The organism is Pedobacter sp. HMWF019 (assembly GCF_003061025.1).
Lineage (GTDB): Bacteria > Bacteroidota > Bacteroidia > Sphingobacteriales > Sphingobacteriaceae > Pedobacter.
Map to the genome: position 1 here is coordinate 32,250 of NZ_QAIL01000581.1, position 22,412 is coordinate 54,661.

At 40.3% G+C, this 22,412-nt stretch carries 15 protein-coding genes; 8 read left to right on the forward strand and 7 right to left on the reverse strand.

Features of this window, described 5'->3' with window-relative positions; all coding sequences use genetic code 11:
* Window positions 1-92 precede the first annotated feature (92 nt).
* The 3 genes from ftsZ to DBR11_RS27850 all read left to right on the forward strand — a co-directional run bounded on the left by ftsZ (window position 93) and on the right by DBR11_RS27850 (window position 3,532).
* Window positions 93-1,730, forward strand: a complete 1,638-nt coding sequence (ftsZ, locus tag DBR11_RS27840; RefSeq protein ID WP_108555801.1) for a cell division protein FtsZ — start codon at window positions 93-95, stop codon at window positions 1,728-1,730.
* Between the two features lie 113 nt (window positions 1,731-1,843).
* A complete protein-coding gene (locus DBR11_RS27845) occupies window positions 1,844-3,082 on the forward strand; it encodes an aminotransferase class I/II-fold pyridoxal phosphate-dependent enzyme (RefSeq protein ID WP_108555802.1) in 1,239 nt (412 codons plus the stop codon).
* A 261-nt stretch (window positions 3,083-3,343) separates the two neighbouring features.
* Window positions 3,344-3,532: a histone H1 gene (locus tag DBR11_RS27850; RefSeq protein WP_108555803.1), complete on the forward strand. Its 189-nt coding sequence runs from the start codon at window positions 3,344-3,346 to the stop codon at window positions 3,530-3,532.
* Between the two features lie 70 nt (window positions 3,533-3,602).
* On the opposite strand, the gene dapA is transcribed toward DBR11_RS27850, so the two are convergent.
* From dapA to DBR11_RS27865, 3 genes are read right to left on the reverse strand one after another with little or no spacing between them, the layout of a single operon-like run.
* On the reverse strand, window positions 3,603-4,484 hold the full coding sequence (gene dapA / locus DBR11_RS27855; protein ID WP_108555804.1) for a 4-hydroxy-tetrahydrodipicolinate synthase: 882 nt from the start codon (window positions 4,482-4,484) through the stop codon (window positions 3,603-3,605).
* 10 nt (window positions 4,485-4,494) lie between these two features.
* Window positions 4,495-6,507, reverse strand: a complete 2,013-nt coding sequence (gene ligA / locus DBR11_RS27860; protein ID WP_108555805.1) for an NAD-dependent DNA ligase LigA — start codon at window positions 6,505-6,507, stop codon at window positions 4,495-4,497.
* A gap of 19 nt (window positions 6,508-6,526) precedes the next feature.
* Entirely contained in the window at window positions 6,527-7,198 is a 672-nt protein-coding gene (locus DBR11_RS27865; protein ID WP_108555806.1) for an ACP phosphodiesterase, read from the reverse strand.
* A gap of 124 nt (window positions 7,199-7,322) precedes the next feature.
* Between DBR11_RS27865 and tyrS the strand changes: the two genes are divergently transcribed.
* Window positions 7,323-8,609 (forward strand): tyrosine--tRNA ligase, encoded by a 1,287-nt coding sequence (gene tyrS / locus DBR11_RS27870; protein WP_108555807.1) that lies wholly within the window; start codon window positions 7,323-7,325, stop codon window positions 8,607-8,609.
* Between the two features lie 85 nt (window positions 8,610-8,694).
* On the opposite strand, the gene DBR11_RS27875 is transcribed toward tyrS, so the two are convergent.
* From DBR11_RS27875 to DBR11_RS27885, 3 genes are read right to left on the reverse strand one after another with little or no spacing between them, the layout of a single operon-like run.
* A complete protein-coding gene (locus tag DBR11_RS27875) occupies window positions 8,695-9,690 on the reverse strand; it encodes an acyl transferase (RefSeq protein WP_233260938.1) in 996 nt (331 codons plus the stop codon).
* 24 nt (window positions 9,691-9,714) lie between these two features.
* On the reverse strand, window positions 9,715-10,080 hold the full coding sequence (locus tag DBR11_RS27880; protein WP_108555809.1) for a hypothetical protein: 366 nt from the start codon (window positions 10,078-10,080) through the stop codon (window positions 9,715-9,717).
* Between the two features lie 3 nt (window positions 10,081-10,083).
* Window positions 10,084-12,519: a penicillin acylase family protein gene (locus tag DBR11_RS27885; RefSeq protein ID WP_108555810.1), complete on the reverse strand. Its 2,436-nt coding sequence runs from the start codon at window positions 12,517-12,519 to the stop codon at window positions 10,084-10,086.
* 197 nt (window positions 12,520-12,716) lie between these two features.
* Here DBR11_RS27885 and DBR11_RS27890 point away from each other — a divergent pair, with 197 nt between their 5' ends.
* The 3 genes from DBR11_RS27890 to glgB all read left to right on the forward strand — a co-directional run bounded on the left by DBR11_RS27890 (window position 12,717) and on the right by glgB (window position 20,319).
* A complete protein-coding gene (locus DBR11_RS27890; RefSeq protein WP_108555811.1) occupies window positions 12,717-15,605 on the forward strand; it encodes a TonB-dependent receptor in 2,889 nt (962 codons plus the stop codon).
* Between the two features lie 264 nt (window positions 15,606-15,869).
* Window positions 15,870-18,341, forward strand: coding sequence for a glycoside hydrolase family 31 protein (locus tag DBR11_RS27895; RefSeq protein WP_108555822.1), 2,472 nt, complete (start codon window positions 15,870-15,872; stop codon window positions 18,339-18,341).
* A 31-nt stretch (window positions 18,342-18,372) separates the two neighbouring features.
* Window positions 18,373-20,319 (forward strand): 1,4-alpha-glucan branching protein GlgB, encoded by a 1,947-nt coding sequence (glgB, locus tag DBR11_RS27900; RefSeq protein ID WP_108555812.1) that lies wholly within the window; start codon window positions 18,373-18,375, stop codon window positions 20,317-20,319.
* Window positions 20,320-20,866: 547 nt separating this feature from the next.
* Here glgB and DBR11_RS27905 read toward each other — a convergent pair.
* Window positions 20,867-21,232, reverse strand: a complete 366-nt coding sequence (locus DBR11_RS27905; protein WP_146186695.1) for a DUF6799 domain-containing protein — start codon at window positions 21,230-21,232, stop codon at window positions 20,867-20,869.
* A 273-nt stretch (window positions 21,233-21,505) separates the two neighbouring features.
* Between DBR11_RS27905 and DBR11_RS27910 the strand changes: the two genes are divergently transcribed.
* Window positions 21,506-21,976, forward strand: coding sequence for a peroxiredoxin (locus DBR11_RS27910; protein WP_108555823.1), 471 nt, complete (start codon window positions 21,506-21,508; stop codon window positions 21,974-21,976).
* The last annotated feature ends 436 nt before the right edge of the window (window positions 21,977-22,412 follow it).

A 22,412-nucleotide genomic window follows, 5' to 3' on the forward strand; every position in this document is an offset into this window, starting at 1 on the left:
CAATTGTGGAAAACGCCTGTTAAAAAAGTGTTAATATTACAAGGAGAGATGAACAGGTACAGCTAATTTTTAAATAACTGATTCATAAAGATATGCAGTTCGAAATGTTAAAAGATAAGTCATCAATCATCAAGGTTATTGGTGTTGGTGGCGGTGGTGGTAATGCGGTAAACCATATGTACCGTCAGGGAATTACTGGAGTGGACTTTATTATTTGTAATACCGATGCTCAGGCATTGGAATTTAGTCCTATCCCAAACAAGGTGCAGTTGGGCGCAAGTTTGACAGAGGGAATGGGCGCAGGCTCTATCCCTGAAGTAGGTAAAAACTCTGCTATTGAGAATATAGACGACATCAAGCAGATGTTGGGCAGCACAACAAAAATGTTGTTCATTACAGCAGGAATGGGTGGCGGTACCGGTACTGGTGCAAGTCCTATTATTGCACAGGCTGCTAAAGAATTGGATATACTTACCGTTGCGATTATTACAACGCCTTTCTCTTTTGAAGGAAAGCGTCGTAAAATGCAAGCGGAAGATGGATTGGATGAGCTGAAAAAATACGTGGATTCCTACCTGGTCATCTCTAACGACAGGCTGCGTGAAATTTTTGGTAACCTGACCTTGGGATCCGCATTCGCTCAGGCAGATGATATTTTAACGACTGCAGCCAAAGGTATTGCGGAGATCATCACTGTTCCGGGATATATCAACGTGGATTTTAAAGATGTGCGTACAGTAATGAAGGACAGTGGGGTTTGTATCATGGGTAGTTTTGCCTGCGATGGCGAAAACAGGGCCCTGACTGCTGTGGAAGGTGCTTTAGCTTCTCCATTATTGAAAGATAATGAAATTGAGGGTGCAAGGTATATTTTGTTAAATATCAGTTCCGGTGTTCGTGAAGTAACCATGGACGAAGTGACCATCATTACAGACTATATTCAGGACAAAGCAGGTCTTTCTGCTGATCTGATTTGGGGTAACTGTATTGATGAGAGTCTGGAAGATAAATTATCTGTAACTATTATTGCAACTGGTTTCCAAACCACAGAGCAACGTGCGCACGATAAGAAAAATGTGAAGAAGATCTCTCTTCTGACACCAGAAGAGGCGCCGTTGATCAAACCGGTAGAGCCTGTAAATTCTTTTATTGAGCCTAGGGTCCAGCCGGTTTCCAGCGAGCCCGTTTTAAAGGCTAAAGAGGAAATTAAACAATCTGACCTTTTTGGAGATTTGTTTAATGGAAACAGGACCAGAAAGACTGAAGAGCCCGAAAATGCAGTAATCAGACATACACTTGTAGAAGAAGAAAAACCTTCGGCAGAAACACAGCAGGAATCAGGTTTTGAGTTTGAAATAAAACTTGCCGAAACAGATTTTGTTTTTGAAACTCCCGCAGCAAATTTTGGGACACCGGTTTCGCAGCAACAACCTGAACCTGTACAGGAAATAGGTTTGGACGATGATAAAAACGATGAATCTATAGAAGACCAATTAAAGAAATCCAAAGAAAGGATTTTAAGGTTAAAGGATTTAAGTATGAAACTGCGTACAACCAATGGTTTACAGGAGCTCGAAAATGAACCAGCTTATAAACGTAAACAGATGCAGTTACAACAGGTTCAGCACTCTTCAGAGTCTCAGGTTTCCAGGTTTACGCTAAGTAATGATGAAGATGGAACTACAGAGATCAGACCAAACAATTCGTTTCTGCACGATAATGTTGATTAATACACAACTGAAATAAAAGAAAGCCTTAGCAAAACCACTGTTAAGGCTTTTCTCGTAAAAATGATTTGAGTAAATTTGCAGCAAAAAATAAGTTAACTTAACAACATATAGAATTGGATATTTTTGAAAAGATAGCGAAGCATATGGGCCCAATTGGGCAGCACCAAAAATGGTCACATGGCTATTTCTCTTTCCCAAAATTAGAGGGAGATATTGCGCCGCATATGAACTTCAGGGGGAAAGAACATTTGGTATGGAGCCTGAACAATTACCTTGGCCTGGCCAACCATCCTGAGGTAAGAGAGGCGGATCAGAAAGGAGCAACTGATTTTGGGATGGCCTATCCAATGGGTGCCAGAATGATGTCTGGTAATTCTAAATACCATGAACAACTGGAGCAGGAGCTGGCAGCCTTTGTTGGTAAACCCGATGCTTTCTTATTGAACTTTGGTTACCAGGGAATGGTATCTATTATTGATAGCTTGGTAGACCGTAATGACGTCATCGTTTATGATGCGGAATCGCATGCCTGCATTATTGATGGCCTGAGACTCCATATGGGAAAACGTTTTGTTTATAAACATAACGATATCGAAAGTGCAAGAAAGCAACTGGAACGTGCTACAAAACTTGTTGAACAAAGCGGTGGAGGGATTCTTCTGATCACGGAAGGTGTTTTTGGTATGTCGGGCGCCCAGGGGAAGCTTAAAGAACTAGTCGATCTTAAAAAAGAATTTGACTTCAGATTACTGATTGATGATGCACATGGTTTTGGTACTATGGGTAAAACGGGTGCAGGAACTCATGAAGAACAAGATTGTATTGATGGGGTAGATGTTTATTTTGGAACCTTTGCAAAGGCGATGGCCGGCATTGGAGCTTTTGTCGCTTCTACAGAAGAAATCACTAATTTCCTGCGCTATAACATGCGATCACAGACTTTTGCAAAGGCCTTGCCTATGCCCATGGTCATTGGTCTGTTAAAACGTTTGGAATTGCTCAAAGGAAAATCTGAACTCAGAGAGAAACTCTGGAATATTGCTACTACATTACAGAAGGGCTTACGTGACCGTGGTTTCGATTTGGGGATTACCAATACAATGGTTACGCCCGTATTTTTAAAAGGCGAATTACTGGAGGCAACAGCCTTAACAATGGACTTAAGAGAAAACCACGGTATCTTTTGTTCAATTGTTGTTTATCCGGTTATTCCTAAGGGATTAATCGAGCTCAGACTTATTCCTACAGCTGTTCACACACTGGAGGATGTACAGCGGACGCTTGATGCTTTTAGTGAAGTTGCTGAGAAATTGAAAAGCGGATATTATAAGGAAAATCAATTTGAAATGTAGCCATTTATAACAACATAAGAGAAAGGCCTTTAAATGCATTTAAAGGCCTTTTTTGTGCTTGTTTGTTTTGTATTATGTTGATTTTCAGATTATTGTCTTTATATTGTACAAGGCTATATGTGAATAACCGCCTTGATTGTGGAAAAAAAGCGCATTTTGGCGATTTATTTCTTGTGTCAAAAGTTTTTTTATTAAAATAAACATGCTACTTTAGTAATAGAGTATAAACCTAACCTTAAAAACCTAAAAGAAGAATTAAAAATGGCAAAGATCGAGAAATTCAATGAATTGAAAGACCTTATTAACGGTCTTGAAGCAGATGCTGACAAGTTTTATAACAAAGCGAACAGCGCTGCAGGTACACGCGTGAGAAAAGGATTACAAGACGTTAAAAACCTTGCTCAGGCCATCCGTTTAGAAATTCAGGCAGCTAAGAACAAAGAAGCATAAGAATTGCAGATTTGTATCTCATAAAAAAGGCCTTCAAATTTTTGAAGGCCTTTTTTATGAGATTTACTTTTTAAGCCATCAGCTTTTTAAGCTGGGCAATAATTTGCTCTTCCAGTCCGGTAGAAACCCCAACCAGCGGTAATCTTACTTTATCTCCACAAATATCAAGATATTTTAGAGCTGCTTTTACGCCAGCTGGATTACCTTCTGCGAAAACAAGGCGGGTAAACTCTATTAAGCTTAAATGCGCAGGAGTAGCCTGAACAAACTCGCCTTGAAGGCATAGTCTGATCATCTCAGAAAGCGCCTTTGGTACCGCATTTCCAATTACAGAAATAACACCAACTGCTCCAAGTGCCATCATAGGCAGAGCAACAGGATCATCCCCGGAGATCAGCATAAAACCTTCAGGTTTATCACGGAGGATTTGATTAAATTGATCAAAACTGCCGGAAGCTTCTTTAGTACCGATAACATTCTTAAAATCCGTAGCAAGTCTGCAAGTCGTTTCAGGGCTTACATTACTGCCTGTTCTCCCTGGTACATTATAGAGCAAAACGGGTAAAGTACTGGCCTCACTAATCGCTTTATAATGCTGGTAAATACCTTCCTGGGTAGGTTTATTATAATATGGGCTTGCAGATAAGATGGCATCATAACCATTAGCTTCAAATGTTCTGATGCTTTCTGTTACTTCTGCCGTATCATTGCCGCCAATGCCAGCAACAAGCGGCAGGCGACCATTATTAATTTCTGCAGTATATTCCCAGATCTTCTTCTTTTCGTCCTTATTGAGTGTTGATGCTTCTCCTGTAGTACCTAAAGATACCAGATAGTCTACCTTTCCATGAACCATGTAGTTGATCAGGTTTTTCAACCCTTCAAAATCTACAGATCCATCTGCATTAAATGGTGTAACCAATGCCACACCGGTTCCATGAAATTTTTTCATTTTTAAATTATTATTTCAACATCTCTAATAAATCGTCCTCCGAGATCAGGGGAACATTCAGTTTCTGAGCTTTCTCCAATTTGGAAGGGCCCATGTTATCTCCGGCAACCAGATAGTTCAGCTTTGCAGAAATACTGCTCAGGATCTTACCTCCATTACTTTCAATTAAATCCTTAAGTTCCTCACGGCTGAATTTCTCGAAAACGCCCGAAATTACAAATGTTTTTCCAGTTAATTTCTCACTTTGAAGGGTAATTTCAATTTCTTTTGCCTGAAACTGTAATCCAGCAGCTTTTAGAAGCTCAATTTGCTGCAAATGTTCGGTTTTACTGAAATATTCTATGATGCTTTCGGCAATCCGTTGGCCAATTTCGTCTATGGCTGTCAGCTCTTCCAGGGTAGCTGTGGCAAGACGGTCGATGTTTTTAGTGCCAAATGCTAGTTTTCTTGCAACAGTTTCTCCAACATACCGTATCCCTAAACCAAAAAGTACCTTTTCGAATGGCATTTCTTTAGATTGCTCTATGCCTTTGAGCATGTTTTCTATAGACTTTTCTCCAAAGCGTTCAATACCTTTCAGTTCATCCGATTTCTCATGAAGAGTATAGATATCGCTAATATGTCTTAATAAGCCCCTCTGATAAAAATTTTCAATGGTTTCATCGCCTAGTCCATCAATGTTCATTGCTTTTCTGCCAATAAAATGCTGTATTTTTCCAACAATCTGGGGTGGGCAACCTTCATCATTAGGGCAGTAAAAAGCGACTTCACCTTCTTTTCTGATCAGGTTGGTCCCGCATTCGGGGCAAACCGCAGGATAGATGATTTTTAAGGCATCTGGTTTTCTTTTGGAAAGGTTTACATTAATGATCTTTGGGATGATTTCACCCCCTTTTTCAACAAATACACTGTCTCCTTGATGTAAGTCTAAACGCTCAATCTCGTTGGCATTGTGTAATGTCGCTCTTTTAACCGTTGTACCTGCCAGTAAAACGGGCTTTAGGTTAGCTACAGGCGTAACTGCCCCCGTTCTTCCAACCTGATAAGTGACCTGATCAAGTATGGTCTCTACTTCTTCGGCTTTAAATTTATAGGAAATCGCCCAGCGAGGTGATTTTGCTGTAAAACCAAGTTCTTGCTGCTGGCCATAGCTGTTTACCTTAATCACAATACCATCAATATCATAGCCCAGGTTGAAACGTTCTTCTTCCCAGTATTTAATGAAATCAAATACCCCGGTAATGGAATTCACCAGTTTGCTGTGTTCACTCACATGGAATCCCCAGGATTTTAACGTCTGCAAACTTTCCCAATGCGTCTTAAAATAGATTTTGTCGGTATTTAAAGAATACAAGAAGCAATCCAGCGGACGTCTGGCCACTTCTTTAGAATCTTGCATTTTTACCGTTCCTGCTGCAAAATTTCTGGGATTGGCATAAGTGACTTCTCCTAATTCTTCCCGTTCTTTATTGAGGCGTTCAAAAGCCGCACGGTGCATGAAAATTTCACCCCTGATCTCAAAAAGTTCTGGCGCCTGTGTTGTCTTTAACTGATGGGGAATGGTATGGATGGTTTTAACGTTTGAAGTAACATCATCACCTTTTGTTCCGTCTCCCCGGGTCACAGCCCTGGAGAGTTTGTTGTGTTCATACGTAAGACTGATGGATAATCCATCAAATTTAAGTTCGCAAACGTATTGGAAATCGTCTCCTATTGCTTTTTTAATCCTTTCATCAAAGTCAAGGAGATCTTGTTCGTTGTAAGTATTGCCCAAAGAAAGCATGGGCCATTTATGTGGGACTGTGACGAAATTTTTAGTGATGTCTCCGCCAACTTTCTGAGTAGGGGAATCAGGATCTGCAAATTCCGGGTTTTCCCGTTCCAACTTTTGCAAGGCTTCTAACTTTTGGTCAAATTCATAATCGCCAATAGTCGGCATGGCGAGTACATAGTAATTATAGGTGTGCTGGTTAAGCTCTTTAACCAGGGCATCCATTGTGTCTTTTATAGCTGATTTCGACATACAGCGAAGATACGAATGATTATAATTTACTTTCGATTTCTTTAAAAATACTCAGATAATCTTTTTGGAGCTGACCGCGAAATAATAAAAGGATTTCCGTTAGCTGTTCAAGTTGTTCTTCCTGAAAAGGATTTTCCCACAAGCGCATACAGATCCGGTTTAAAGCGTAGGTTATGTTTTCAATTTTCTGATAACTGAGCAGATATCTGCTGGAGATGAAGTTATTTAGAAAACGAAGAAAATGATCCAGGTCCTTGATTCCTGCTAAATTGAGAAAAGACTGTAGTTCGGGCGTATTGGCTTGCTGAAGTTGTTCGTAGAATCGGTTGATATTGATTCGGCCTTCAATGGTCAGCAGGTGGTCCAGCATCAATTCCAAACCAATATGTGCCAGGAAGAAAGGTTTTACAGGACCAGATTGTAAAGAGGGCAGCAACAATTGTTTTAATGTTGCAGTCCGGGTGATGAAAAAATCTGAAGAATGGAATAATTTATCAACCTCAAGGTGCCTTTCCCACCCACAAAGCAAGGATTGATGGTGTGGATTGTCTAAAAATAAATGCGCTTCTTTTTGAGGGTTAAGGTTCCAGTCTTTATGCGCATTTTTAACAAAATCGGGCAATACAACACCAATTACAATGTTGTGGTCTGGATTATGTCTTTCAAAATAATAATGCGATAAGAAGTTCATCGCTTTAAATGTAATGAAAATTGTTTGGAAAGCGGATGATCTTCAGGTCAATTTGGGGAGAAGAAGAATTCAATTTAACAGATAACATAGCTTTTCCTATATTTGCCGCAAAAGGATAGAAACAATGACCAATTTTGTAGAGGAACTAAGATGGAGAGGCATGTTGCAGGACATGATGCCTGGTACTGAGGAAAAATTAAATGAGGGCATGACATCCGGGTATATAGGTTTTGACCCAACAGCGGATTCATTGCACGTGGGGCATTTGACCCAGATCATGACGCTTATTCATTTCCAGCGCGCCGGACATAAACCTTATGCCCTTGTTGGGGGTGCTACAGGAATGGTAGGAGATCCTTCTGGTAAATCTGACGAAAGAAATCTTCAGACAGAGGCTATGGTAGAACATAACCTGGCTGGAATGAAAAAACAACTTTCTAAATTTTTGAAATTTGAAGAGGCTGGTAATGGTGCAATAATGGTAAATAATAATGACTGGTTTAAAGATATGAACCTGTTTACTTTTATCAGAGACGTAGGCAAGCACATTACTGTTAATTACATGATGGCCAAAGATAGTGTGAAAAGACGTTTGGAAGGCGATTCTGGATTGTCCTTTACAGAGTTCTGTTACCAGTTGATCCAGGGTTTTGATTTTTACTACCTCTGGAAACACCACAATTGTCTGGTCCAAATGGGCGGCTCGGATCAATGGGGTAACATTGTAACGGGTACTGAACTGATCAGACGCAAAGATGCAGGTACGGCCTTTGCGATCACCACGCAACTTATAAAGAAAGCCGACGGCACCAAATTTGGTAAAACAGAAAGTGGTGCGGTTTGGCTGGACCCGGAAAAAACCTCTCCGTATAAATTCTACCAGTTTTGGCTAAATGCTTCTGATGATGATACAAAGAAATGGATCAGAATCTTTACACTGAAAACACAAGCAGAAATAGAAGCTTTGGAGAAAGAACATGATACTGCACCTCATTTGCGTATTCTGCAAAAATCTTTAGCCGAAGATATTACGGTTAGGACCCATTCTGTAGAAGCCTTGGAGACTGCCATCAAAACCTCAGAGTTTTTGTTTGGCAATGGCTCCCTGGATTTTTTTGCAACTCTAAGTGATGCGCAGGTACTGGAGATTTTTGAAGGTGTACCTCAGCATAAAATTTCTAAGGCAGAGTTAGAGGGTGGAATGGATGCTTCAACTTTACTGGCCGAAAAAACAAGTGTATTCCCCTCAAAAGGCGAAGCAAAAAAGACCATACAAGGTGGTGGGGTTTCTTTAAATAAAGAGAAGATTAAAGAGGCTTCTGTTGTATTCAATGCAGCACATCTGTTAAATGGTAAATATATTATTATACAGAAAGGAAAAAAGAACTACTTTCTTTTAACAGCAGAATAGTTTAAGACTTTTATAAAAAGAAAGCCGTTAAATGTAAGCTTTAACGGCTTTTTTTATGAAATAATTGGACCGATATCTAATCCGGCTATTGTACCAGTAAATTACAGCCCCGGATGTCTGCATTGTCAAAACGACCCAGTACTTCAAAAGAACCATCCGGGTATATTTTTCCTAGATCCTGCGTCGCAATAAAAGAGCAGGAATTCACATTGGCGAGGTCGATGATATTGATGCCGCCAGTTTGGTGGTTTCGAATTAAACTCAAAGGATCGTTAGTGTCGCGCAGTACAATTTTCATCCACGCAGGACAGTAAAAAATACCTTCTCCAAAAGAATAAGCTTGTGAAAGGAGCTCTGTCATTCCATATTCGCTGTGTATAGCACTTACGCCAAAACCAGCCTGAAGCAAATCATGAAGCTCTTCTCTCACCATTTCTTTTCTTTTGCCTTTCATACCCCCCGTTTCCATGACAATCAATTCAGGGAAATCCAGCCGATAGCGCTCAATAAAATCGAGCAGGGCATAAGTGACACCTATTAAAATGGTTCTTTGCTTATTGTCTTGTAGTTTCTTTAGCTTCTGGTAGAGCTCGTCATGGTTGTGCAGGAAATAGCCACTATCGGGATGTTTGCTCTGTTTTAGTAATGCATCTACCATATATATCAAAGAAGATCCATCTCTTTCCAGGTAAGAGGGTAAGAGTGCCAAAAGGCAGGTATCTTCTATCTTCCCATAAAACAGTTCAAAAGCCTTGTTAAAACTATCTTCATAGATACTGACATCTGTAACCATATGACGGCTTTGGACCATGCCGGTTGTACCCGAGCTACTGAAAATAATTTCCGGTATTTTCGGATTACTCAGTACTTCATGCGTTTTAAAAAAGGAAATGGGTAGATAAGGGATATCCAGTACGCTGCTGATGTGAGCAGGAATGATGTTGAGGTGCCGGATATAAGATGCATATACTGCACAATGTTCTGCCTGATGTTTGAAAATGGCCAGTGCCGTTTCATCAAACTCAGAATCATTGTTGATGGAAAATATTTGCTGGATAGGATTCACCTTGCAAAAATACACAAGATTTTTGTTTTAGAATGCGCTTTAGCCAGCATGTTGTCCTGATTTTGTTTTTTTACACAGGATAGCCTTGCGGAAATGATATCCGCAAATGCCGCTGATTGCTGCAATAAAACCACCAAGAATTCCAGTCAGTATCAATACCAGTATCCATGATTTTACGGCGAGCATTTCTGCAATGCGCCCCGCCAATATATTGTGATTTGGAATGCTCTTAAACAGAGCCATACCAATCCACAATAGGAAAATTGCTGCAAAAGGAAACCATAATGATATTTTAGCAGTTTTTCCGATCAGACCACAGGTTACAAAACTGATGATCACAATGACCCACCATGGAAAGATGATCTGTAATAGAAATGAAGCAATTAGTATAACAATAAAGACCATAATCTATTTGTTGGAGATGTGAAGGTTAGAAATTATTTTGGCGGATGGATCCTTTGGTGTCTGCATAAAGTACAAGTCATACAATTCTCCCCTGGACCAGGTTTCGATCATATTGTCATAAAAGGGGCTGCCTGGATTACCAGACTGACCACCCGGAAATACCCCATGTCCTTTGGGGTTTTTACCCAGTTCAACCACCATTCTCCATGATGGCCCGTTCTTTTCACCAAGGGCATTAATGGTACTTTTTGCACCACCCATCATTAAAGTCTTTGAGCCCAGTCCGGGAATATTGGCTAAATGGGGTACATGGGTTTGTTTCACCCTGGCCCATTCCCAGTTCTTCCCGATAGGACCAAGTTTTTTTTCCAGGCTGTCACAGGCATATTTAAAAGATTCATTAACCAGATCGTTCAGTGTTTCCTTTTTGGAAGTCAGAACATTGTCAAACCATTTGGAGTTCGGGTCTTTCAGGATGAGCTCTATCGTCCTGTCCCTGGATGGATAACGCATTGGAATTCCTTTAATAGTGAAATCGTCATCCCATATGTCAAAAAACAAACGTGTAGACCACAAATCAAAGACACTGGCGCCAATTTCTTTTGCATTATAATATTTATTCCATTTGCTGATGATGTTAAAGGCTTCCTTTTGCGTTGCGTTCAGGGCATTGTTGTCTACGCGGCTGAGCAGGGCAGGAAGCAGATTCTCTGCAAAAATACTGTAAGCGTCACTTTGCATGAGTCGTATACTGTCGGCTGTCGCATTAGTCATCTTACTTAAACGATCATTGATGCGCTTTCCCCGTTCATAAGAACTGAATTCCCAGTTGATATAATAGGGATAGGTTTGATCGGTAGAACTCTGATTGGCAGAACTTACAAAATGACGCGGCGGATTTTTAACTGTGGGATTTTGTGAAGCAGGTATCCAGCCCTGCCAGTCACTTTTAGGGTCGCTGCCGTCCAGAATAAATTTGCCCTGGTCCTTCCATTTTAAAGGAAATTTACCATTTGGTGTAATGGCAATATCGTTATCTGCGGAGGCAAAAATGAAGTTTTGCGCGGGAGCAGTATAATAGGTGAGTGCTTTTCGGTAGTCGGTATAGTTTTTTCCCCTGTTAAGGTAGTAGAAGGTCATGAGTTCATTTGACTTTTCATGGGCTATCCACCTCAAAGCATGGCCTAAAGGAACATTGTCTGCCCTGGAAAGTTTCTCTGGTCTCTGGAAATAGACCACCGGCCCGTGATGGGTGTAAATTACCGTATCTGTTTCTGTGTGACTTCCTCTGATTTTAATTTTCTCCAGTCTTTCTGCGGTCCTGTTCCACTTGTTGTCGTACCAGTATTCTTTGTGACTATTGTCTTTAAATTTAATTTGATAGAAATCCAGCACATCGGCTGCCACATTCGTTACACCCCAGGCAATATTCTGATTAAACCCTATAGTAATACCAGGCGCTCCTGGAAGTGAAACACCATAGGCATTTAAACCCGGAGCATGCAATTGTATCTGATACCAGATAGAGGGTAAGGTTAGATCCAGGTGCGGGTCATTTTCCAGAATTGGTGAACCGGAAGCTGTTTTTTCGCCCGACAATGCCCAATTATTGCTGCCAATTCCGTCTATTTTTTGCTTTGTTCTGATGTCACCGGTAACCATCTGATTGAAGGCCAAAGGAACTGCCGGAATAGGAAGAGGCTTAAAGTCCCATTTTGTACCTTTCGGGATGATAGGATCTTCTCTGAAAGGATAATCCGGGAAGAGATTATTGGTTACCTCAGGGCCATATTTTTTAAGGATATTGGACATGTAAAATTCGTCGGAACCCATGGCCAGAACGGCCGACATTTGTTTGAGCAGCAAAGCACATTTAAGTGGGGTCCAGTCTTCAGGTACAAAATCAAGTATCTTATACTCCAAAGGGAGGTTCGCTTTGGAAAGAGAGTGGATATAGGCATTAATCCCTTCGGTATAGGCGGTCATCATCTCTTTGGATTTTGGGTCCTGCATCATACCTTCCAGAGAGTTTTCAGCACCATAAACCATTCCCATACGGCGTTGGTAACGGTCAAGTTCAATGGCCTTACTACCTACTACTTCGGATAAGCGACCGGCAGCAAAGCGGGTCTGAAAATCCATTTGCCATAAGCGGTGCATAGCGGTAACATAACCCTGAGTATAATAAACGTCATAATCATTATTAGCAAAAATATGGGGGATCATCCGGTCATCAAAGACCACTTCAACACGGTCATGGGTACCTTTGAGCACAACCTTATGATTCAGGCCAATACCCGAGGGCTCCGCGTTTTGCCAGAATCCGGTAAAAGGATTTAGAAATTTCAGCAAAGGAGGGACAGCGCCAAATTTGGTGTTGAAAATATAAACTAACAAAAGGGGGATGACGACACAGAATGTAGCTTTAACTTTATTCATTGCAGTTTAGTTAATAAATCGTCCTGTCGGAACAAGCAATCCATTTAGTTTTCTAAGGCAATTTAATAAAACTTCGATCAATTTCCACCCTATCCAAATTTTCTAATCTTAATGTGGCTTAAAAATGAATTTGTTAGTTTCATTAATTGTGTTAAATTTATATACACTAAGTTAAACCCAAATCTAAATTACAGCGTATGATAAGAAATTTTACAAAAATTGCGTTGATTCTTCTGGTCTTTTGTTCTGTTGTGCCATCGGTACAGGCACAGTCTATTGCGATCAGCGGAACAATTACTGATAAACTCAGCCATGAACCGATACCGGGTGTGGGAATCATTGTTAAAGGAACTACGGCAGGGACCTCAACAGACCAAAACGGAAAATTTTCATTCAGTACAACGGAGAAAAGGCCATTTACTTTAGTCATTTCCTATATTGGATACGCTTCTGTGGAAAGGATAATTACAGGTCATACTGCGGCGCTGAATATAGAACTCGAACAGACGGGAATATTGGGGCAGGAAGTCGTAATTTCAGCCTCAAGAACACCAGAACGAATTCTGGAATCACCTGTCTCTATTGAAAGGATGGGACAAAGTACCCTTAAAGAATTGCCGGCTCCGTCTTTTTATGATGCCTTGGCCAATATGAAAGGTGTAGAGGTAAGTACACAAAGTTTGACCTTTAAATCAATCAATACAAGGGGCTTTAATTCCAATGGAAACAACAGGTTTAACCAATATGTGGATGGTATGGATAACCAGGCGCCAGGACTGAATTTTTCGGTAGGTAACATAGTGGGTATAAATGATCTGGACGTGGACAATGTGGAACTGTTACCGGGCGCGTCGTCGGCTTTATATGGAGCCGGGGGAATTAACGGGACAATGCTTATGACCTCAAAAAGTCCTTTTGAATATCAGGGGCCAAGTTTTCAGTTCAAGTCAGGAATTAACCATGTAAATGATAACAACAGCAGTACTCAACCATTTAATCAGTTGGATGTAAGGGTAGCCAAAGCCTGGAATAATAAATTTGCAGTTAAAGCGACCTTCTCGTTCTTACAAGCCCAGGACTGGCAGGCAGATAATTATAGCAATTTTGACCGGGCATCCAGGACAGTTATTCCGGGAGATAGAAAGTCGGACCCCAATTATGACGGCGTGAATGTGTATGGAGACGAAGTTAGCCAGAACATGCGTAATGTAGCCCAGTCTGTTTTGAACGCCGGAACTTCTGCTTTTGTGAAGGGAGCATTAGGGTTGCAAACAGATCCTACAGCGTCCCAGATCGCCGCTTTTAAAGCCAACCCTGTTACTCAAGGCTATTTGACGAACTTTTTAAGTACCAATGCACAAATGAAGCCTTTTTATGCAGGTATTGTTACTAATCCAGGATTATTGCCCAACCAGAATGTGTCCAGAACAGGTTATGATGAAAGAGATCTGGTAGATTATAAAACACAATCTCTAAAGGTATCAGGAGCACTGCATTATAAATTTACACCTACTGTAGAAGCTATAGCTCAGGCGAACTGGGGAACAGGTACATCAGTATATACCGGTTCCGACCGTTATTCTTTGAGAAATTTTAGCATCGGCCAATACAAACTGGAATTAAATGGGCAGGATTTCTTTGTGAGGGCTTACACCACGCAGGAGCGTTCAGGTGATTCTTATATCTCTTCTATTTTAGGAAGTTATATCAATGAGGTATCCAAACCTTCCACACAGTGGTTTCCTGAGTACGTAGGGACTTATGTTGGAGCAAGAGCACAAGGCGCAAGTGATGCCGCAGCGAACGCCGCTGCCAGAGCAGCAGCTAACCAAGGGCGATTTGAACCGGGTTCACCGGCTTTTGAGACGGCTAAAGATCAGATCATGAACACCACCATCGCCAGTACAGACTTTGCCAAAGGTAAATACGGCGCTAAATTTGATGATAAAACCAATTTGTACCACTATGAAGGTATGTATAATTTCAGCAATGCCTTTAATAATGTGGTAGAATTCCAGGTTGGTGCATCCTACAGGCTTTTCCAGCTTCGTTCTGGAGGTACTATATTTGATGATTTGAACAGGGATATTGATATTAAAGAATACGGAAGTTTTGCTCAGTTAGGTAAGAAATTTTTGGACGATAAATTAAAGCTTACTTTTTCAGGGCGCTATGATAAAAGTAAAAATTTTGATGGGCGTTTTACGCCAAGAATTACCGGGGTGCTTACTGTTGCACCAAACAATAATATCCGGGTTTCCTACCAAACCGGATATCGGAATCCAACTACACAAAACCAATATATAGACTTGTCTGTTGGCGGAGGATCGCAAAGATTAATTGGTGGTTTGCCTGAAATTCTCAATAAATACAACTTGTTTAGCAATCAGGCTTTTACGGATGTGAGTTATCGTGCGTTTTTGAATTCTGCGGCAACCGGAACACCTAATCCTGCTTTATTAACGCCTTATACCTTTGATCCCAGAGGGGTAAGACCAGAAAGTGTCCAGGCCTATGAAGTTGGGTACAAAGGTTTGCTGGGACCTAAGTTTTTGATTGATGCCTATGCCTACTATAACATCTACAAAGATTTTATTACTTCGGTAGATGTTTACCAAAGTAACGGAGCCGGTTCTTTTACGAAATTTGGAGTTCCTGTAAATGCTACTGGAAAAGTAACTTCGTATGGTGCAGCATTGGGCATAGATTATCTTCTGGGTAAATACAATCTAAGCGGTAATATATCCTATAATAAGATAGGCGATATTCCTGCTGACTATATCAATGATTTTAATACGCCTGAAATCCGTTATAATTTGGGTTTTGGAAATAAAGAAATCATTAAAAATATTGGATTTAACGTAAACTATCGCTGGCAGGGTAGTTTCTATTGGAACTCTTCCTTTTCTTCAGGAGAAGTTCCTGCTTTTGGAACGATGGATGCCCAGGTTAACCTGAAGATACGTTCCGTAAACTCTATGATTAAGATCGGAGGATCAAATATTTTGAACAAATACTATATTACTTCCTACGGTAATCCTGCTGCAGGCGCAATATATTATGTAGCCTACGCTTTTAACCTTTAGATACTTTTCTTATTCTCACAGGCCCTGGTATTTTTTTACCGGGGCTTTTTTTATGATGAGCGTTCCATTTTTGCAAAGCTTTCCTTTTAAACAAGGCTCAAAATGACCAACAAGAAAAATCAAAAAACTTGATTAAAGTGTCAAATACAAATAAATGGTACTAATTATATATCTAAATATCCTTTGCTTTTAATATAAAAATTAACACTTTAGATGTATAAAGTACACGATCTCAGGATTTCCAATTTTTATACAAACGATTTCATGGAAGAAAGAAACGAACAAGGAAAAGAAATAAAAGACAACGAAAATATTCAGGAAATAGTTGAAGAAACCATCCAACATTTAAACAATCCGGTAACTGTTCTTAAACCTATAGTAAAGAAATACCTTTCGTCTGTAACTAAAGTGGTTACGGAAGGTAATAAATTTTTCTTCTCTGATGGCGACGCCAGGGTCGAAGTTCGCGTGGTAAGCGATGAAATTATTCGCGTAAGACTAGCTCCGCACGGTGTTTTTTTGGATGATTTTTCGTATGCAGTAAAAACTGTGGATCAGAAGGTTACTACTTTTGGAATGGTAGAATTTGAAGACCGTTATTCTATCTCTACAAACACGATTACCTGCAACATCAGGAAGTCAGATTTCCTGATTTCATTTGTGGAAAATAGTTCGCAGATGGTGATGAGCGAAGACGAATCACCTATGCACTGGGAAGAAAATGTTGAATTTGGAGGTTATTATGTCTATGCTACAAAAAAATGTTTGCCTGAAGAGAACTTTTTTGGTCTGGGAGACAAGTCTGGTAATCTAAATTTAAGAGGCAGACATTTTCAGAACTGGAACACAGATGCCTACTCCTTCGGATGGGATCAGGATCCTTTATATAGAACCATACCTTTTTATAGCGGCCTGCACGATCATGCAGCTTATGGAATATTTTTCGATAACACCTTCCGTTCCTATTTTGACTTTGGTAAGGAAGATGTATCCAAAACAAGTTTCTGGGCAGATGGAGGTGAGCTGCAATATTATTATATCCATGGGCCCCATCTGATGGATGTGGTGAAGCGCTATCAAACCTTGACTGGTACACACCCTATGCCACCAAAGTGGGCTTTGGGCTATCATCAGTGCCGCTGGAGTTACTATCCGGAGAGCAAGGTAAAAGAAATTGCTGAGGGGTTCCGTTCCCGGGATATCCCATGTGATGCCATTTACCTGGATATCGATTATATGGATGGTTACCGCTGTTTCACCTGGAATAAGAAGTATTTTCCTGATCCAAAAAGAATGATCAAGGAACTGCTCAATATTGGGATGAAAACTGTAGTGATGATTGATCCGGGAATTAAAGTGGATGATAATTACTGGGTATTTAAAGAGGGCAAAGAGAACAATTATTTCTGTCGCAGGAGCGATGACTATTTTATGGAAGGGCATGTATGGCCCGGACGATGCCAGTTTCCTGATTTTACCAATCCTACTGTTCGTGAGTGGTGGGGAGGGTTGTACAAAGAATTGGTAGATATGGGCGTTGCCGGTGTTTGGAATGACATGAATGAACCTGCTGTTTTTGGCTCAGGAACTTTTCCGAATGATGTAAGACATAACTTTGACGGCTACCGCGGGTCGCATCGAAAAGCCCATAACGTTTACGGAATGCAGATGGTCCGTTCTACCTATGATGGGTTGAAGAAACTCATGCGCAATAAACGTCCGTTCACCATTACAAGGGCAGGTTATTCGGGCATGCAGCGTTACGGTTGTGTGTGGACTGGTGATAATGTAGCGACATGGGAACATTTAAAGATGGGAAATATTCAATGTCAGCGGATGTCTGTATCCGGGGTTCCATTCTGCGGAACAGACATTGGCGGCTTTAGCGGCGAACCAGACGGAGAACTGTTTACACGTTGGATACAGATGGGGACCTTTTCGCCTTTTATGCGGGCGCACTCAGCAGGCGATACATCTGAACGTGAACCCTGGAGTTTTGGAGAGCCTTTTACCAGCATCAACCGAAAGTTCATAGAACTACGGTATAAACTGATGCCTTATATTTATTCGGTATTCTGGGAACATCACCGTTATGGTTTTCCAATTCTAAGGCCTTTGGTGATGCTGGAGCAAGATAAAGTGAGTAACCATTACAGACAGGATGAATTTACTTTTGGCGATAAGATCATGGTCTGTCCGGTGTTAGAACAGGGGGCTATATCCAGGATTGTTTATCTGCCAAAGGGAAAGTGGTATAATTTCTGGACCAATGAATTGCTTGAGGGGGAAAAGGAACATGAGATTGAAGCTCCAATAGAAAGCATGCCGCTGTTTGTGAAGGCTGGATCTGTGATACCGGAATATCCGGTAATGCAATATGTTGGTGAAAAACATATTGATGAGGTGATGTTGAACGTTTATTATAGTGACTACGAAGTAAATTCTTTCTTCTTTGAAGATCATGGAGATACTTTTGCATATGAACAGGATATTTATTCAGAAAAGAAGTTCAGTGTAAGAGGTGATGCCGTATCTTTACTGATAGAGCAAACAACAGATGGACTGTATACACCAAATTATGAATTGTACAGCTATCAGGTCATTGGTATTCCATTTCAGGTGAAAAGGATCATTATTGACGACAGGGAGCTGACCGATTTTACATTGGATGAAAGTGGCCATCTTCGCTTTAAGTCTACTAAGAATTTTGGCGATATTAGAATATTTACTATATAACCTTATATAAACCCAGTTTCAATCCGATATCATGAGCAAGTCCTCAAAAAGTGTTTCTAAAAAACAAAGTACCCCGGTTTGGATCTATAGTTTATTTACAGATTTTGATACTTCCTTGTTCATATCTGGTAAACATTTCCGCTTGTATGAGAAATTAGGTGCCCATGTGATGGAGGTTGATGGAACACCTGGAACTTTTTTTGCAGTTTGGGCACCTAATGCCCAGGAAGTTGGTGTTACGGGTGGTTTTAATCAATGGAGCAAGACTGCTCATACCTTGTACCGGAGGCTGGACAGTTCGGGCATCTGGGAAGGGTTTATCCCAGAAATAGGAAAGGGCGAGGTCTATAAGTATGCCATTAAGGGTTTTGACGGCATTGATACAGAAAAAGGAGATCCTTTTGCCAGTAGATGGGAGCACCCGCCACGTACAGCTTCTATTGTTTGGGATACAGATTATAGCTGGAAGGATAAGAATTGGCTGAGCAAACGGCCTAAATTAAATACATTGAGCCAGCCGGTTTCCGTCTATGAACTGCATTTGGGCTCCTGGCAAAGAGATCCGAGTGATCCTGAGCGGATTCTGACTTATAAAGAAATTGCAAATACACTGGTACCCTACGTACTCGAAATGGGTTTCACCCATGTGGAGCTTATGCCCATTATGGAATATCCGTATTTTCCATCTTGGGGCTACCAGATTACCGGATATTTTGCTGCGAGTTCAAGGCATGGAACACCACAGGAGTTGATGTACCTTATTGAGCAACTCCATAAAAGTAATATTGCTGTGATCCTGGATTGGGTACCATCTCATTTTCCAGGTGATGCACATGGTTTGTATAAATTTGATGGTACGCATTTATATGAGCATGCAGATATGAGGAAAGGTTTTCATCCAGACTGGAAGTCTTATATCTTTAATTACGATAGGAATGAGATCAGGTCTTTTCTGATCAGTAACGCCTTATTCTGGATGGATAAATATCACGCTGACGGATTAAGGGTAGATGCCGTGGCTTCTATGTTGTATTTTGATTTTTCCAGGAAGGATGGAGAGGCGGGTACAAATGAATATGGGGGCAGTGACAATCTGGGAGCTATTCAGTTCCTGAAAGATATGAATGAAGCTGTATACGGAAATTATGAGGGTGTACTGACCATTGCAGAAGAAAGCAGTACATTTCCGGGCGTTACGCATCCGGTTTCGGAAGGAGGACTGGGCTTTGGTTTAAAGTGGATGATGGGCTGGATGAACGACACGCTCAAATATTTTAAGAATGATCCGATCAACAGAAAACACCATCATCACCAGTTAACTTTTAGCATTACTTATGCTTTTTCTGAGAAATTCATGATGCCTTTTTCGCACGACGAGGTGGTGCATGGCAAATCTTCTATGATCTATAAAATGCCGGGAGATGAATGGCAGAAATTCGCAAACTTGAGGACTTTATATACTTACATGTTTACCCAGCCTGGAAGTAAACTCTTATTCATGGGGAATGAAATTGCACAAAACGGAGAATGGAATTTTACAAAATCTCTGGACTGGGATTTGTTGCAGTATGATTCTCATAAAGGTATGCAGAATACTGTCAAGGCTTTGAACCATTTGTACCGAACGGAGCCAGCATTATATGCTAATAACTATTCTTATGACAGTTTTGAATGGATTAATGCTGATGACGCACAGCAATCTGTTTATGTGTATATCAGAAAAGGATTGAAAGCTAAAGATACACTGATCGTCATCTTAAATCTGACGCCGGTGTTCCGGGAAAATTATAGAATTGGCCTACCCTTTAAAGCAGAGTGGAAAGAAATCTTTAATTCTGACGCCGTTGAACTTTTTGGAAGTGGCAAAATCTACGAGGGAACCTATTTGCCAGAGCAAGTGGGGTGTCATTTCAGAGAATATTCTATAAATATGGATATTCCTCCTTTAGGTGCCGTTGTTTTAAAACAGGCAAAATAATTTAGAGAGGTGAATTGTGCGGAAAATTCTGTACAACTGCTTCAAGACTAACGATATCAGGCGGGCTGAAGAAGCCGCAGATCTCTGAGGTCTTTCCGCAGCGTACGAGAATTTTCCGTAGCAAACTGCAGAGGAAGGAGGTGATCAGGGTTCTGTGCAGTTTTCTTCCCGGCTGGATAAAATGCGCTAAAATGAAGACTTCTATTGGGGTGAATCGTATCTAACGCATATCTGGTTGGGGTCTTGTTGGGGTAAGGGTACCTTTATCCCAATAAGACCTCTGGCAGACCTCAAGCAGGATATGCGGGAGTATAGGTTAGGGTATATCGTGTATAGACCTATGTGTGGAGATACCTGTGAATCAATCCATTTGATCCAGGCTTTATTGCAATTTGTCCGGGTAAGGCACCCAGAAAAAAAGAATATATCTGCAGAGAATGCCTTTTAAGGTTTGCGGACTTTTTCAGTCTACCTAAGCTTAAGCAGCATTCGAGCAGATGTATTCTTTTTTTAAGCTAATCTAAAAATCACAGAATACAACGTTCTTTTACATCACGCTGGTACTGTCTTTTTTCATCGTTTTCATGCGTTTTTTCATCGTTTTCATAGAGTGCATTTTACCCTCCATATTGATCATGTCACCATTTTTCATCATGGAAGTTTTACCATCGGCCATTTTTACAGTGCCATCGGTCATGACCATTGTTCCATTTTTGAGGGTCATGGTTTCAGTCATCTCCATATGTTTTCCATCTTTCATGACCCACATTTTGCCATCTTTCATCATAATGTGATCATGCATTTTTCCCATTTTTTGAGTATGCATTTTTTTGTGCATCGTTGTGTCTTGTGCCATAGCAGCACTGCAGGTCAGCATAATTAATGCTGTAAATGCCATTAAGATTTTTTTCATTTTGTTGTTGTTTGTGTTGATGATATTTTGTGTTTTGTTTGTTGCTTAGAATAATATTTTTGTTTATTAAACAATTTCAGTTTAAATAGGTTTTAAATGATTCGTGTATTTTATGGTAAAGAGGATCTGATCGATTATAAACACGACTATCCTGGTATTGTAGCGCACTGGTCATAATTAAAAATGATCCCGATTTCATTGCAGTTAATTAAATTAGAATGCGATATTTACTTTTATATTTTTAAACCTGTTTAAGGAATAGTTATGAAGTTTATGAAATCTTTATTTTTTGCGCTGATATGTTCTGTATTCTGTTTTACAGTTGCTGCTCAGGTTCCAGCATCTATGCCTGATTTTAAGTTTTACACCTCCAATCAGACAGGGTTTACAAAAAATAATATTCCCGCCGGAAAACAATCGCTGATTGTTTTTTTTGATGCAACTTGCCCGCATTGCCAAAAGGTAGCAGGAGAACTTTCTAAAAAGACAAAAGAACTGAGTAAAATAAATATCTATATGGTTTCCCTGGATGAATTCAGGACCATAGATTATTTTATGGAGCATTATGCCAAACCTTTAATTGGATTAAAAAACGTGACCCTCTTGCAAGATCGGGATCATGTCTTTATCCCACTGTTTGCACCTTCTAAATATCCTTCGGTGTATCTGTATTCTGCGGAAAAAAAGCTGAAATTCAATAATTCTGGAGAGGTAGAAGTTTCGAAGATCCTGAACAAACTTTAAATACTTCTAAACTGCAGCCGACGGCTAGGGTTTTGTTTTTCTATTAATTTACGCTATCTTTATTAAAATGCGGTACTATTTACTTATGGCCGCTTTTAAAATTCAATGGAAAAGTTAAGTGCATTTTATTTAAACAGTTTATTGTGTTTCGCCTGCAAATCGCAGCGTGCCTATCTGTCTTATGCACGTATAAATAGTTCCCATTCTCCCTTTGGATTTTCCTTCCAGCAGAGCAGCAAAGACTTTCTAGTTTAAGCCCCAATCCATTTAGCTTCAAGGTTTGGGGCAAATACATGGAAAATTTTATGGGTGTTTTTAGGCAGTTAGAGGAATTTTTCCTTTAAAGCACTTTGTTACAAACCTTTGATTTTCATTTGTAGATAAGCCCTCCGGGCTGGGAAGCAGAACGCGGTTTTACATAGATTGCGAAATTCAT